The organism is Lactobacillus gasseri ATCC 33323 = JCM 1131, assembly GCF_000014425.1.
Taxonomy (GTDB): domain Bacteria; phylum Bacillota; class Bacilli; order Lactobacillales; family Lactobacillaceae; genus Lactobacillus; species Lactobacillus gasseri.
The window spans coordinates 279,463-294,603 of sequence record NC_008530.1 but is presented as its reverse complement, the minus strand read 5'-3'; the positions used below and the strand labels follow the sequence as shown (position 1 = coordinate 294,603).

The following is a 15,141-nucleotide window of genomic DNA, read 5'->3' as shown; positions in this document are numbered from 1 at the left end:
AAAAATTATTTTAACTAAAAAAGCAGAACCGACAACTGGCTCTAGCTTTCATATTAATCTTCAAAATATTTATATAGATCACCTACTTTTAAGTTTTGCTTTTCTCTTTCATTAATATCAGCTTTAACTTTTCCATCTTTTAAAACTAAGAGACGGTTCCCATACTTTAAGGCGTCTTCCATATGATGTGTAATCATTAAAGCAGTTAATTTATTTTCCTTAATCTGCTGATCAGTTACTGCCAATAAATTTTCACTTGTATGTGGGTCTAGCGCTGCTGTATGCTCGTCTAGCAGCAAAATATCTGGTCTTTCAATCGTAGCCATTAAGAAACTTAGAGCTTGTCTTTGACCACCTGATAAACCTTCTACAAAAGTATTTAAGCGATTTTCTAGGCCATTGTTCATGACTGCAGCTAATTTTTTAAAACGTGGTAAGTTTTGCTTTAACTTTCTAATTCTTAAAAATCTTCTCTTACCTCTCTTAGTTGCTAACAAAAGATTTTCCGCTACTGTCATTCTCGGAGCAGTCCCCAACTTAGGATCTTGAAAAACACGTCCAATAAATTGTGTCCGCTTTTCTTCACTCATTTTAGTAATATCCAGTCCATTATGGAGAAGAAAACCACTATCTGGTCTTAAACTACCCGCAATAGTGTTCAACAGCGTAGATTTGCCTGCTCCGTTCGTTCCAATAATAGTAATAAAATCCCCAGCTTTAATTTTTAAATCTATTCCCTTTAAAATAGGAACTATTTCACCATCAGCTGTCTTTACAGTAGTCTTTACATCTTTTAATTCTAAAATTGGCTTAGTCATGCTTCTTCACTCCTTTCTCTATCGGCTTCTTCAAGTGAACAATTTTTTCTAATTGTGGCAGCATCATGCAAAGTGCCAAAACAATTGAAGAAATTAAATTTAAATCATTAGCTGAAAAGCCTAGTTGTAAGACTGCTAATAAAATTAAGCGATAAATAATACTCCCTAAAGTCACTGCTACTAATCTTTGATTTAACGTTAATTCTCCAAAAGCTACTTCACCAATAATAATTGAAGCTAAAGCAATAACAATCGTTCCAATGCCCATATTGATATCAGCATAGCCATTATTTTGCGCAATTAATGCTCCGCACAAGGCAACAATTCCGTTTGAAAGCATTAAACCGATAATTATCATTGAATCAGTATAGATTCCTAAAGACTTAGCCATTTTAGGATTATCTCCCGTAGCAATAAAAGCTTGACCAAAATCTGTATTTAAAAAGAAAACCAAAATTCCTGTAATAATTACTACAACTATTATTCCTAAGACCACGCTATTAAAATACTGAGGTAGAGATCTCAAAAATTCATTATTAAGCAGAGTTTTCTTACCAATTAATGAAATATTAGAACCGCCCATAATTCTCAAGTTAATTGAATAAATCGCAGTCATCGTCAAAATACCAGCAAGCAAAATCGGAATTTTTCCCTTTGTATATAATAAACCGGTCACTAACCCTGCAAGCATCCCCGCAAGCAAAGCTAAAAAAGTAGCCAAATATGGTGACATTCCATGAGCAAGATTAGCAACAGCCACAGCTGCTCCTAATGGGAAAGTTCCTTCGACTGTCATATCAGCAAAATTTAAAATTCTAAAAGTTAAATATAATCCTAAGCCTAATAATGCCCATAATAATCCTTGACCAATTGCAGATACGATCAAATTCATCTGTACACAACCCCATTTCTTTGACACTCTTTTAGAAATCTTTGTGGCGCTTGGAGATTCAATTCTTTTGCTTCTTTTAAGTTAACCACAGGTTCTCCTTTTTGAACTCTTTCTACTGGTAATGAACTGACCCTTTTACCTTTTAAAATGGCAATTGTCATTTTTCCAGTCATCTGCCCCAGTTTGTACTGATTAACACTATATGTTGCTAAGCCACCTTGCTTTACCATTGTTGCAGCCGCTGGAAAAATAGGTTTCTTAGCAGCATTTCCGTTTTTAACCAAAGTTTCCATTGCTCCAGCAATTGTATTATCAGTAGGTACTATGGCCGCATCCACCTGCCTAAACATTTGCTCTGATACCTGATTAAGATCATTGCTATTTGCTATTGAAAATACCTTTAAATTTATTTTTCTTCTTTTACATTCTTGTTCAATTTCATGAAAACCACTAACTGCAGAAGAATCGCTTGAAGTATAAATTACTCCTAGTGTTTTCAGATTAGGCATAAATTCTTTAATTAAATCTAACTGTTGTTTAATCGGAGCAGCGTCGGATACTCCAGTTACATTTGATTCTGGATGGCGTTCATTTTTCACTAAACCACTCGCTTTTGGATTTGTTACTGCTCCTAAAACAATTGGCGTTTTACTGGTTGAATTTGCCAATGCTTGAGCAGCTGGCGTCGTAATTCCAACAAGTACCTTTGACTGTTCATCAGTTAACTTAGTAGCCATAGTACGCAAATTGCTTTGATCATTATTTGCGTTTTGATAATCAATTTTGATATTTTTTCCATCTATATATCCTGCTTCTTTTAATTCTGCTTTAAAGCCACGATATATTTCATCAAGAGCTGGGTGATGCATTAAAGTTAAAACCCCAACCTGCGGTACTTTTTTATCTGCTTCTTGTTCACGATTTTCAGTGAAAAAAGCTACTGCTAAAAAAGTTATTAAAATTGCAATTAATCCATACATTCTTTTCATAATTTTTCCCCACAAAAAATAGGAATCTGACTCCATGCAGATCCCTATCATTTTTGATTATAAAAGAAAAGGTCTGCATGTTTCTTCCATGCAGACCACAATAAATACACAGCCAGCACAGATACAATCTGAATCTTTCAGGTTGCATCTAGCTAACAACCTGATTTACTGGCCTTGCCAACGATTATTCTTAATAAAATTAGCTTGTGTATTCATAATTAAGTACTCCTCAAAAAAATTTATCTATATTGTAATTGGCTTAGATTTTTCTGTCAATAGTTTTTATTTGATAAAGATACGATTGAAAGTCACCACTAATTTGCGCAGTGTCAGGATTTGAAGCATTGAATTGATATGGTTCACGTAATCCAAATTTTTGTAAAACTCTACCCGATACCATCTGATCAAAATTAATTTGATATTTTTGATGATCATTTAAATGTTTAAGAGGGAGATACTGATCTAAAGTTTCATTAGGTCGCGCAAGTTTGCGATAAAATCCGACAATCTGTTTATTAGAATTGCTTACACTCCAAGCATAAGTATTTTGTGAGGGATCAAATTTTAATAGTTGATCAAAAGTTCCATTGACCAACAATTTACGATTTTCTTTATACCATCTAATCCAATTTTTAATTTGGTTCTTTTCTTCTGTTGATAACTTATTTAGGTCTAACTCATATCCTAAAGGACCAAAGCAAGCAACATTTTGTCTAAATTTTAAGCTTGTTATTCTTTTTACTTGATCGTTAGGAACAGCAGAAACATGATTACTAAACGTAGATAAAGGATACGCCAACAAGGTTCCTGACATAATATCTAATCTTTCTACTGCATCACTGTCATCACTTGGCCAAATTTGTGGACTATAATATAGAATTCCTAAATCAAAGCGTCCGCCACCACTAGCGCAACCTTCAATTAACAGGTCAGGAAAACTTGTTAATAACTTTGCGTATAACTTATAAACACCTTGAATATATCTGTGGAAAATTTCACCTTGGGGATGATTAATAGAATACAAATACGGCGAATATGCCTCAGTAATATTTCGATTCATATCCCATTTAATATAGTCTACTTGAGCATCTTCAATTATTTTAGCCATCTGCTGATAGATATTATCTACCACTGCTGGATTTGCAAAATCAAGTACATATTGTCTGCGTCCAACTGAATAACGCTTGTAAGGATGTCTAACAACCCAGTCGGGATGCATATTATATAGTTCAGTATCTGCTGAAACCATTTCTGGTTCAAACCATAAGCCAAATTTCATCCCCATTTTATGCACCTGTGCACTGAAATGATCCAATCCTTGTGGAAACTTTCTTTTATCCACTGTCCAATTTCCTAATGAACTGTTATCACTATCTCGTTTACCAAACCATCCATCATCAAGAACAAAACACTCAATTCCTAGTTGGTTAGCCTGAGCTGCCAATTTCAGCAGCTTTTCTTCATTGAAGTCAAAATAAGTAGCTTCCCAATTATTAATTACAATTAGTCTATCTCGTTGTTGCCATTTTTGATCAATAATATGTTTTTTAACAAAATTATGCGTCTGCTTCATTAAGCCGTTAAAGCCTTGCTTACTGTAAAACAAGACAGCTTCTGGTGTAGAAAAATCCTGATTTGGTGCCAATTTCCACTTAAAAGTAGCTGGATTGATTCCGGTCATCAACCTACTTTGTCCCCATTCATCAACTTCCACTTGGCTAATAAAATTGCCAGAATAAATTAAATTACTTGCATATATATTTCCACTGTCATTTGTCACATTCTTATCCACAAGTGCAATAAAAGGATTTTCTTGATGGCTTGACGCGCCTCTTAACGATTCAATTTTAGTAATTCCTTGCGTTAACGGACGGGTTGTAATATGCCGCTCTTTAGTCCAAGCTCCAGATAATTGCAGAAAATCATAACTATCATTCGGCAAATCGAGAACTGTACTTTGCAAGTTAGTAAGTTTAACTTCTTGCTTACCATGATTAATAATCGTTGCCTTACGCACTATTGCCGACCAGTTTTCAAAAATACTATATGAAAGTTGCAATTCTAACTGGTGATCAGTATCAATTAAGGAGACAATTAAATTTTCACTATCATTTCCATATGAAGTAGGAAAATCTAAGTTTCTTTTCTTACCTGTCGTAATCTCAAAATGATCGTATTTAAAATCAGGATATAGATACGCGCCCTCATTTTCAATACTTACAGCACCCTCACGAAAATCGCTTGTACCGTACGTTGGGAATTCCTGCATTCGATCAGCGAGTGTAAAATTTTTAATTTTTTTTGAATATTTCACTGTTCCAGAAGCTTTATTTGGATGAAGCGACATATATTCTAAATCGTTCTTAGATAATTCACCTAAATCTTCACCATAATATAAGTGCTCTAATTGGTGATTAGGCAACAATCCAAATAAGTATGCGACTGCACCATTATGTAAATAAAAATATTTATTATCAATTACATCAATCATTGGTCTCTACCTTATCAAGAGCTAAATTATCTAAATATTGCGTCTTTTCTGAAAACTAGCTCTTCTTTTCCTGTCTTATCCTTAAAAAAGCAATTAGCCAAGCTTATGACTAATTGCCCTCTCTTATTTAATTTGATGCTTATCTACTAAGCTTTTAACGCTACTTTTAGCCTCTGTTAAGACATCTTTATCTTCTGGATTATCTAAAACTTTAATAATGATTCTTGCAACTTCTCTTGCATCATTTTCTTTAAAACCTCTACTAGTTATTGCTGGCGTTCCAATTCTCAATCCACTAGTAATAAATGGACTTCTAGTATCACCGGGAATTGATTCTTTATTAGTTGTAATATTTACAGAATCAAGCAAGTTCTGTGCATCTTTTCCTGTTACCCCAGTTTTAGTAATATCAACAATCATTAAGTGATTATCGGTTCCGCCTGATACTACGCGAATATTTTCACTCTTTTTAAATTCGTCCGCCATTGCTTGGGCATTTTTAACCACTTGCTCAATATATGTAGAAAATTCTGGCTGCAGATCTTCATAAAAAGCTTGTGCCTTGGCAGCAATTACATGCTCTAATGGTCCACCCTGAGTACCTGGGAAAAGAGCAGAATCAATCTTTTTACCTAATTTTTTATTGTTAGATAAAATCATTCCGCCCCGTGGTCCACGTAAAGTCTTATGAGTAGTAGTAGTAACTACGTCTGCGACAGGAATTGGACTTGGATGAGCTCCTGTAGCAACTAACCCAGCAATATGTGCCATATCAACCATCAAATAAGCACCAACTTCATCCGCAATTTCACGGAATTTTTGCCAGTCAATAATTCTGCTATATGCCGAAGCTCCGGCGATAATTAATTTTGGTTTATTTTCTAAGGCAATTTGTCTAATTTTTTCAAAATCTAATTCTTCAGTTTCCGGATTTAAATCATAACTAACAGAATTAAAAATTTTTCCTGAAAAATTAACCTTTGAGCCATGAGTAAGATGCCCACCAGCATCCATTCCCATCCCTAAAATTGTGTCTCCCGGCTTTAATAGAGCATTATAAACCGTCATATTAGCTTGTGAACCAGAATGTGGTTGAACATTTGCATATTCCGCATTGAATAATTTTTTAGCATAGTCAATCGCCAATTGTTCTACTTGATCAATATATTGGCACCCACCGTAATATCTTTTGCCCGGATATCCTTCTGCATATTTATTCGTTAACACAGATCCTTGTGCTTCTCTGACAGCATCGGAAACAATATTTTCTGATGCAATTAACTCTATTGTATCTTCTTGCCTTTTTTCTTCATTCTTAATTGCATCCCAAAGTGCTGGCGCCTTTTCTCCATAATTCATCGATTAATTCCTCCCATGCTTTCAGAATCTTTTCGCTTTACCCAAATTATACCTTATATTTGTTGTAAATTTAGCTTCAAGGTTTGCTTTACATTAGAAAGATCTTTTAGAATATAAATAAATACGTTAACAGAAAAGGAGATTTTTTAATGAAGCAAACCGAATGTACTACTATCTTAGTTGGAAAAAATGCAACTATTGATGGCTCAACAATGATTGCTCGTAGTGAAGATGGCGGTCGTACTATTATTCCTGAAAGATTCGAAGTTGTAATGCCAAAGGATCAACCTAAACATTACGAAAGTGTTATTAGCCACCAAAAGATTGATGACGCAGACCTTCTTTCTAACCCTCTTCGCTACACTAGTGCACCTGATGCATCTGGAAAAAACGGAATTTGGGCAGCTGCTGGTATCAATTCAGACAATATTGCTATGACTGCAACTGAAACTATTACTACCAACTCACGTATTCAAGGAATTGATCCATTGCTTGAAGAAGGTGGCTTAGGTGAAGAAGATTTTGTAACTCTGACTCTACCTTATATTCATTCTGCATACGAAGGAGTTGAACGAGTAGGATATTTACTAGAAAAATACGGTACCTACGAAATGAATGGTATGGCATTTTCTGATAAAGATGAAATTTGGTATCTTGAAACTATTGGTGGCCACCACTGGGCAGCTCGCCGTATTCCAGACGATGCTTATGTAATTGCTCCTAACCGACTAAATATCGATGAATTTCACTTCGATGACGATGACTTTGCATCTTCAAAAGATCTTAAGAATTTAATTGAAGAATACCACTTAAATCCTGATCTTGAAGGCTACAATTTACGTCATATCTTTGGCTCTTCTACAATTAAAGATGCTCACTACAACAATCCACGCGCTTGGTATATTCACAATTATTTTGATCCCGACTTTGGCGGTGAACCAAGTGATCAAAATCAACCCTTCATCTGCCACGCTAATCGTAAGATCAGCATTGAAGATATCAAATGGGCAGAAAGTTCTCATTACCAAGACACGCCTTTTGACGCATATGGTGATCAAGGAAGTGCTGAACAGAAGAAGACATTCCGTCCAATTGGTATTAACAGAAACTTTGAAACCCATATCTTACAAATTAGAAATGATGTTCCTGAGAAAATCGCTGGTGTTCAATGGTTAGCTTTTGGTCCAAATACTTTTAACAGCATGGTTCCTTTCTACACTAATATCACTACTACTCCAGCAAGCTTTCAAACTGGTCCTAAGTTTGATCTAAATAAGATTTTCTGGTTAAACAAGTTAACTGCTCAGCTAGGTGATATTAACTTCCGCGTTTATGGCGAATTAGAAGCTGACTTTGAACAAAAGAGTCTTGCACAGTGCCACAAGATCCAACATGAAACTGATAAAGAAGCCAAAAAATACTCTGGCGACGAACTTCAAGATAAGCTAAATGAAGCAAACCAAAAGATGGCTGATACTGTCTACGATAATACTGTTGAATTATTAGGAAACATGGTTAACGAAGGTCATGGTTTAATGACTTTGAAGTATGATTTACTTGATTAATTTGTAAAAACTTATTGATGTAAAAAACGTTGAGCGTTAAACTCAACGTTTTTTTATAATCTAGAATATTATCCTCTCAAAAATAAAAAATTTTTAGTATTTTTTGCGTATATAATAATGTGAAAAATAAATCTAAAAAGATAAAGAGGAAACATAATATGCAAGGAACTTACGAAAGTGTTAAAGTTATCGGAACATTTCATCGCTACGGTATTCAACAAAGTGTTGATAGCAATGGAACATTCTATTATCGTCCTGTAGTATACATGCAAGATTGCCAGGATCTGAGTAATACAGATTTAAAATTACCAGAATATTTATTATTCAATTTAACTAAAGGATTTAAAAGTCTAGGAATATTAAATCCTGGAACAAAACTTGAGATAAACTGTCGTCATTATCTAAAAGAAGAACGTAATGCTGGCTATGGTTATCCTACTAATATTGTAATTGCTAATAATCGACCAGATTTTCCTGATGATCCTAACGTCTTGGCAGGGATGATCATGGTTAAAAATCAAGATAATCCTGAAGCTGAAAAAGACCCTATTAATACAGATCTAATTCAAATATATAAGAAGTGGCTAGAAAATAAGGAGTAAGATAAAAATAATATACTTCTTAATTATTTTCTCGCCTTAGGTGGCCTAAGAGAACCGCGCTTAATTGTAATTGGTAACTTTTTTAAGTCTTCATAAACAGCTCCAAGTTCTGCCATTACTTCATTTTCATCAAGCCCTTTTTTCTTAATAACCTCAGTAGCAGCCTTGGCATAGTTACGCTTAAACTTTGAATTTATTTCATTCCAATTAACGGATTTAAAATTATCAGCTAGTTTTTGATTAAATGGCAATTTCCCCTGTAGCATTAAAACGGCAATTACAGGATAACCGGCATATCCTTGCCAATAAGTTGCATTATCATTTGAATGGTACTCATTATCATCCCAATTTACTGTATAAGTTTTTGCTCCATTAGATGAAGCTACTTCTGCCTGATCTTTTGTTAAATTCACATGTTTATCCACAATCGCCGTATAAGCTTCTAAAATTTTCTGAATCGGTGGTAATTTTTTCATAATATCTCCTCGTTATTCATTTAATTTACTTCGTTTAATAAATATAAGATAATTAATTCTAACTATATCTTAGGAGTTTATTATGAAAAATAATAATAAAAAGTTTATCTTAATCCCCTTATTATCTTCACTAGTAATCCTGCTTTCAGCCTGCAGTATTATTGTTTCAGACCATAATGATAGTAAACCGGAAATCAGAACCACGATCAGTAATCAAGGTTTTAATAAGCTGGCAGTTTCGGTAGCTATTTCCGATATTTCTGTTAAATACGGCGATAAATATAAAGTCGAATATGCTGGACCTAAAAATTTAAAACCAATTGTTAATAGAAAAAACGGTGTATTAACTATTAAACAATCGGCTTCTGGCGTCCATCATGTTAATAGTGATCTTACAATTGCCATTACGGTACCTAAGCAGCTTTTGAAAAATGTGACTTTGTCCACTAATGACGGCGATATTGAAGTTGAAAATATCGCAACTACCAATTCAATATCTGTTGCTACAAATGATGGGGATATTGACATCACTAACTTAAGAGCTCCAAATGGCAAAATAAATACAAATGATGGCGACATTAACATCAATAAATTAATCAGCAAAAATGGTTTTAAAGTTAATACAGATGATGGGGATATCAAGGTAAGTAATTCTTCCTTCACCGGTTATAGGCTTGATACAAGCGATGGGGATATTAAGGTCAAAGATAGCTCCTCAAGCAGCACTTTTATAGAAAATAAAAATAGCTCCAATGTATTAATTGCTTCTACACAAGACGGCGATATTAAAATCAAATAGTGAGTAAAAAAAGACAGATCAATATGATCCGTCTTTTTTATGTTTGAAGTATTATTTCTAATTATTATTTTTTATTATCTATTTTTAGTCCATATCCACATCGTTTGGAAAGTGTGCCAGGCGTTCATTTTCTACACCTATTTCTTGTTCAATTTCTAATAAACGATTGTATTTTTCAACACGTTCACTACGTGCTGGAGCACCTGATTTTAATTCAGCCGCATTAGTAGCAACTGTAAAGTCAGCAATAAATGTATCTCCAGTTTCACCTGAGCGGTGAGAAACCATCGTAGTCATATTATTCTTTCTAGCTAATCTAATTGTTTCTAAAGTTTCAGTAATTGTACCGATTTGGTTAACCTTAATTAATACTGCATTACATAACTTATCTTTAATAGCTTTTCTAACTAGCTTAGGGTTAGTACATACGTTATCGTCTGCCACTACTTGGATCTTGTCGCCAAATTTAGCAGTAAACTTTTCAAAGTTATCCCAGTCATTTTCATCAAATGGATCTTCTGCAGAAATAATCTCAGGAAATTCTGTCAAAAGCTTGTCATAATATGCAAGCATCTCTTCTCCATCCCAAACGTGGCCTTCAAAATGATACTTGCCATCTTCCTTGTTATAGAAAGAACTAGCAGCTGCATCAAAAGCGATTGCTATATCCTTTCCTGGTTCATAACCAGCTTTTTTAATAGCTTCTTGGAGCATTCTCAAAGCTTCTTCAGAACTCTTTAAATTAGAAGCAAAGCCACCTTCATCTCCTAGACCAGTTTCAAAGCCAGCATCTTCAATAACTTTCTTTAAAGTATGATAAGTGTTAACAATTTTTTCAAAGCCATCTCTAAATGAAGTCTTATTCACAGGTGTAATCATAAATTCTTGAATATCGATTCCATTATCCGCATGTTTTCCACCGTTAATAACATTGTGGAAAGTTTGTGGTAACTCTAAGTCACAGCCACCTAAATAGCGATATAAAGGTTCATTCTTAGATTTTGCTGCAGCTCTCGCAACTGCCATTGAAACACCTAAGATTGCATTAGCACCAAGCCGTGCCTTATTCGGTGTACCATCTAACTTAATCATTAAATTATCAATTGCAGCTTGGTTATATGGACTTCTTCCCTTTAAAGCTTCATTAATTTCAGTATTAACATTATTTACGGCATTCATAACGCCCTTTTCCATCCAAGCATTCACCGCCATCACGCAACTCAACAGCCTCTTTCTCACCAGTTGATGCACCTGATGGAACTTCAGATTTTGCAATAGTACCATCAGAAAGTGCAACATGAACTTCAACAGTTGGATTGCCACGAGAATCAAAAATTTCCATTGCGCGAACTTTTTCAATATAAACAGTCATAATTTTTACCTCCCAAAACAAAAAAGAGCAAAATTAAAAACGCCTACTATCAATTACACAACTTGTGTAGGTAAATAGTAGACGTCATTAGATTTTGCTCGTTTAATGGCGACCGTCATCGCCTATTCAATTCACGGCTTAGTATAAATCAGAGGAAAGTATTTTACAAGTACTTTTTTAATTTCTTACTAAATACAACTTATTGCTTCGAGGAAATTCTATCTTCTGCACTTTCTTTATTTGCTTTAAAACTTCTGCTTCAGTTAGATTATGCCAAGCAATTTTGCGATAGCCATTTTCAATAACCTCAAAGCTATCCCCAGTCTTTTCCACAGTAATACTTCGATCTTTCTTATAAGTTAAAAATTTGAGCCTTTTCCTATCACTCATTTTTCTAAGCTCAGTCCGCAGAATCTTTAGTAAGTTTTTATTATCTATCATTTTCTATTCCTAATAAAAAAGACAGGTTAAAAGCCTGCCCTTTAATTATATATAAATTCTGTTTAAAACATATGTGCCAAAATTGGTAATAGCCAAATCCAGAAAATACAGCTTACTGCGAAGAAGACAGTCGAAACTGCAACTGAACTTGCACCTTCTTTAACGTAGATGTTGTAGCGACTAGAAATAATAATTCCAGAAAATGCTGGTGGCAATCCAGTTGCCAAACAAAGCATTGAAATCTTGGTAGGATCTGATCCCATACCACAAAGATATGCTGCTGCAACAATCACTGCTGGTGTTAAGAATAGTCTAAAGAAAGTATTCCAAATAACTTCTTTGTCAATTGAAAACTTAACTGTAGACAAAGCAAGACCAGCTGCTAAAACAGCAACACCAGCGTTAGCCTTGGCAATTAAATCAAAAGTTGGTGCCCAAGATGTAGGAATTCTAATTCCAATTAAAACTAGAATAACTGCAATTAATGGAGCCGCTGCAACCGGTTGTTTAATTGCATTAATAACTGATTTTAAAGTTGGATTCATCGGCTGATGAGGCTCATCAGCATGATCAGCAATTTCTGCACGAGCTAAATCAATTTCACGCTCAATACCCTTTTCTTTCAAAGCCTTAGCTTCTGCATCAGTAACTGGAACACCATCGGGAATAGTTACTACGACCTTCTTCTTAGTCTTATTTAAGCCCTTTCCCTTTATGTCTTCTACTTCAACCTTAGTTCCCTTATTATTTGGATTTGCGTTAGCCTTCTTCTTAGTTAAAGTTTGTCCTTTGTTAATTAAAGCTAATCCCAATGGAATGGTAATAGCATTAACCACAATCGATACAATTCCAATAACTAAGTTAGTTGTTGCATTATTCCCATAAATAGGATCTAACACAGCAAAACCAAGGAACCCAATTGTTGGAGAACCTGCAATCAAAGCACAAACAGCTGCTTGCTGCGTCGTTCTATGGAAGAGCAATTTATCTAAGTAATAACTCAGCATAAATAGCCCAACAACACCAACAATAGAAATCAACGTTAATACGATATCTTGCGCAAACATTTTTCTGGTAGCTTTAACAATTGAAATAAATAAAGCTGCTGGTAATGCGATATCAAGCACTAATTTATTTAGTCCTTGTCTCTGATCATTATCGAAAAAGTAAAACTTTCCGCAGAGATAACCGAGTAACATAATCACTAAAATAGGGATTATGTCATTTACTAAGATACTAATCATCTTTATACCTCGTTCATATTCTGATCAGTTTAATTACTCCCGATGAAAACTTTCTTCATCACAAGTTAAATATAGACTTTATCCAAATATTAGCAAGTAAAACAATTTCATAATTCTGACAAAATCGTTATTTAAAATTCACTGTGTAGTAGAAGCAATATATAAGAAACTATTAATAGAAGATATCTATTGTATCCGCGGCCTTAGAAAGCGCTTTTTATATTGAAATAGAAGTTTTTTTATAGTTTTTTTCTTGCTAACAAATTCAAAAAAGTTATAAATTAGTTGTACGCATCCCATTTTGGAATAGCGCTTTTATATAAAATAGTAATTATCATTACCATGGAGGTTACGTTATGGTAGATGACTCTTTAAATAGAACTGGTGCCAGTTTATTAATTGACGCTTTGCAAAAAAATGGTATTAACAACCTATACGGAGTTGTAGGTATTCCGATTACTGATTTGGCTAGATTAGCTGAATTAAGAGGAATGAAGTATTATGGCTTTCGTCGTGAAGACTCAGCCGTAGACGCTGCTGCAGCTGCCGGATTTTTAACTAAAAAACCTGGTGTAGCAATGACTGTATCCGCACCAGGTTTTTTGAATGGATTAACTGCTTTAGCACAAGCTACTAAGAACTGTTTCCCATTAATTATGATTTCTGGTTCTTCAGAACGTCATATTATCGACTTAGCTCAAGGTGACTACGAAGGTTTAGATCAATACAACGTTGCTAAGCCTTTCTGTAAAAAAGCTTACCGTGTTGATAGAGCACAAGATGTTGGTTTAGCAGTCGCACGCGCTATTCGTACTGCTGTATCTGGTAGACCAGGTGGTGTTTACCTTGATTTACCAGCTGACACTATTGCCCAACTCAATGATGACCTTGGCGAAAAGAACATGGGCGTCTACAAGTTAGTTGACCCAGCTCCACTTCAAGAACCAAGTGACGATGCAATCAACCGCGCAGTTGACATCATTAAGCAAGCTAAAAAACCTTTGATCATTCTTGGTAAAGGTGCTGCTTATGACAGAACTGAAAAGCAAGTTCAAGAATTGATTAACAAGACTGATATTCCATTCTTACCAATGTCAATGGCTAAAGGTCTTGTCCCAGATGACGACAAACACTCTGCCGCTGCTGCCCGCTCATTATCATTAAAGAATGCAGATGTAGTAATTTTAATTGGTGCAAGATTAAACTGGATGCTTTCATATGGTGATGCACCACAATTTAACCCAGAGGCTAAATTTATCCAATTAGACATCGACGCAACTCAATTTGATTCTGCTCAAAAGATTTCTGCACCACTTCAAGGTGACTTAACCTCTATTTTAAACAAATTAGTTCCAGCTCTTACTGCAACTGGCTACAAGGTACCTTCTGACTGGCTTGATGCAATTGCTCAAGATACTGCTAAGAATGACGCTAAGTTCGCTAAAAGAATTAAGGCTGGTGAAACTAACCCAGAATTTGGATATTACGGCGCTATCGAACCTATTAATGATTACTTCCAAGAACATCCAGACACCTACCTTGTAAGTGAAGGTGCTAATACGCTTGATATTGGTCGTGACATGATTGGTATGAAACTTCCTCGCCACAGACTTGATACTGGTACTTGGGGCGTCATGGGCGTTGGCATGGGTTATGCCATTGCTACTGCTGTTGAAACTGGTAAGCATGTCGTTGCCTTAGATGGGGACAGTGCATTTGGCTTTGACGGTATGGATGTTGAAACAATGTGCCGTTACAATTTACCTATTACTGTTGTCGTTATTAACAATGGTGGTATTTACAATGGTGTTGACAATGTTGTTCCAGATCAATTAGGTCCAACTACGCTTGATCCAACTGGTCGCTATGACCTAATCGCTAAGGCCTTCGGTGGTGACAATTACTACGTAACTAACTATCAAGAAATGAAAGATACTTTTGCTACAGCCGTTGAATCAGGTCGTCCAAGTATTATCAACGTTCAAATTGATCCTTCAATGGGTAAAGAATCAGGCCACATCGGTAATTTAAACCCAGAATTAAACTTAAAGCCTCTTGAAGAAGCTGAACAAAAGAAAATTGATAAGGAGTAA

12 protein-coding genes, 1 pseudogene and 1 riboswitch are annotated in these 15,141 nt (G+C 35.0%); of the genes and pseudogenes, 4 read left to right on the top strand and 9 right to left on the bottom strand.

Going from position 1 to position 15,141, the window contains the following annotated elements; genetic code table 11:
* Nucleotides 1–53: 53 nt before the first annotated feature.
* From LGAS_RS01275 to glyA, 5 genes are all read right to left on the bottom strand, one after another.
* A complete protein-coding gene (locus LGAS_RS01275; protein WP_003647852.1) occupies nt 54–818 on the bottom strand; it encodes an ABC transporter ATP-binding protein in 765 nt (254 codons plus the stop codon).
* Nucleotides 811–1,710, bottom strand: a complete 900-nt coding sequence (locus tag LGAS_RS01270) for an ABC transporter permease (RefSeq protein ID WP_003647853.1) — start codon at nt 1,708–1,710, stop codon at nt 811–813. The genes LGAS_RS01275 and LGAS_RS01270 overlap by 8 nt, the downstream gene beginning before the upstream one ends.
* Nucleotides 1,707–2,699 (bottom strand): tryptophan ABC transporter substrate-binding protein, encoded by a 993-nt coding sequence (gene trpX, locus LGAS_RS01265; protein ID WP_003647854.1) that lies wholly within the window; start codon nt 2,697–2,699, stop codon nt 1,707–1,709. The genes LGAS_RS01270 and trpX overlap by 4 nt, the downstream gene beginning before the upstream one ends.
* Nucleotides 2,700–2,958: 259 nt before the next feature.
* On the bottom strand, nt 2,959–5,190 hold the full coding sequence (locus tag LGAS_RS01260; RefSeq protein WP_003647855.1) for an alpha-galactosidase: 2,232 nt from the start codon (nt 5,188–5,190) through the stop codon (nt 2,959–2,961).
* Between the two features lie 123 nt (nt 5,191–5,313).
* A complete protein-coding gene (glyA, locus tag LGAS_RS01255; protein ID WP_003650493.1) occupies nt 5,314–6,549 on the bottom strand; it encodes a serine hydroxymethyltransferase in 1,236 nt (411 codons plus the stop codon).
* Nucleotides 6,550–6,698: 149 nt separating this feature from the next.
* On the opposite strand from glyA, the gene LGAS_RS01250 reads away from it, so the two are divergent.
* Both LGAS_RS01250 and LGAS_RS01245 read left to right on the top strand, forming a co-directional pair.
* Nucleotides 6,699–8,114, top strand: coding sequence for a C69 family dipeptidase (locus tag LGAS_RS01250; protein ID WP_003647856.1), 1,416 nt, complete (start codon nt 6,699–6,701; stop codon nt 8,112–8,114).
* A 158-nt stretch (nt 8,115–8,272) separates the two neighbouring features.
* Nucleotides 8,273–8,716, top strand: coding sequence for a hypothetical protein (locus LGAS_RS01245; protein ID WP_003650501.1), 444 nt, complete (start codon nt 8,273–8,275; stop codon nt 8,714–8,716).
* Nucleotides 8,717–8,739: 23 nt separating this feature from the next.
* On the opposite strand, the gene LGAS_RS01240 is transcribed toward LGAS_RS01245, so the two are convergent.
* Nucleotides 8,740–9,192 (bottom strand): hypothetical protein, encoded by a 453-nt coding sequence (locus tag LGAS_RS01240; RefSeq protein ID WP_003650504.1) that lies wholly within the window; start codon nt 9,190–9,192, stop codon nt 8,740–8,742.
* 82 nt (nt 9,193–9,274) lie between these two features.
* Here LGAS_RS01240 and LGAS_RS01235 point away from each other — a divergent pair, with 82 nt between their 5' ends.
* Nucleotides 9,275–9,991: a DUF4097 family beta strand repeat-containing protein gene (locus LGAS_RS01235; RefSeq protein ID WP_003647858.1), complete on the top strand. Its 717-nt coding sequence runs from the start codon at nt 9,275–9,277 to the stop codon at nt 9,989–9,991.
* An 84-nt stretch (nt 9,992–10,075) separates the two neighbouring features.
* Here the strand turns inward: LGAS_RS01235 and eno are convergent.
* The 3 genes and pseudogenes from eno to LGAS_RS01215 all read right to left on the bottom strand — a co-directional run bounded on the left by eno (nt 10,076) and on the right by LGAS_RS01215 (nt 13,048).
* A pseudogene (gene eno, locus LGAS_RS01230) lies at nt 10,076–11,363 on the bottom strand (phosphopyruvate hydratase).
* Between the two features lie 71 nt (nt 11,364–11,434).
* A riboswitch (Fluoride riboswitch) is annotated at nt 11,435–11,495 on the bottom strand.
* Nucleotides 11,496–11,540: 45 nt separating this feature from the next.
* Entirely contained in the window at nt 11,541–11,804 is a 264-nt protein-coding gene (locus LGAS_RS01220; protein WP_003647860.1) for a hypothetical protein, read from the bottom strand.
* 62 nt (nt 11,805–11,866) lie between these two features.
* Nucleotides 11,867–13,048 (bottom strand): AEC family transporter, encoded by a 1,182-nt coding sequence (locus LGAS_RS01215; RefSeq protein ID WP_003647861.1) that lies wholly within the window; start codon nt 13,046–13,048, stop codon nt 11,867–11,869.
* A 356-nt stretch (nt 13,049–13,404) separates the two neighbouring features.
* Here LGAS_RS01215 and oxc point away from each other — a divergent pair, with 356 nt between their 5' ends.
* Nucleotides 13,405–15,141 carry an oxalyl-CoA decarboxylase gene (oxc, locus tag LGAS_RS01210; protein WP_003650515.1) on the top strand — a complete coding sequence of 579 codons (1,737 nt, stop codon included), beginning with the start codon at nt 13,405–13,407 and terminating at the stop codon, nt 15,139–15,141.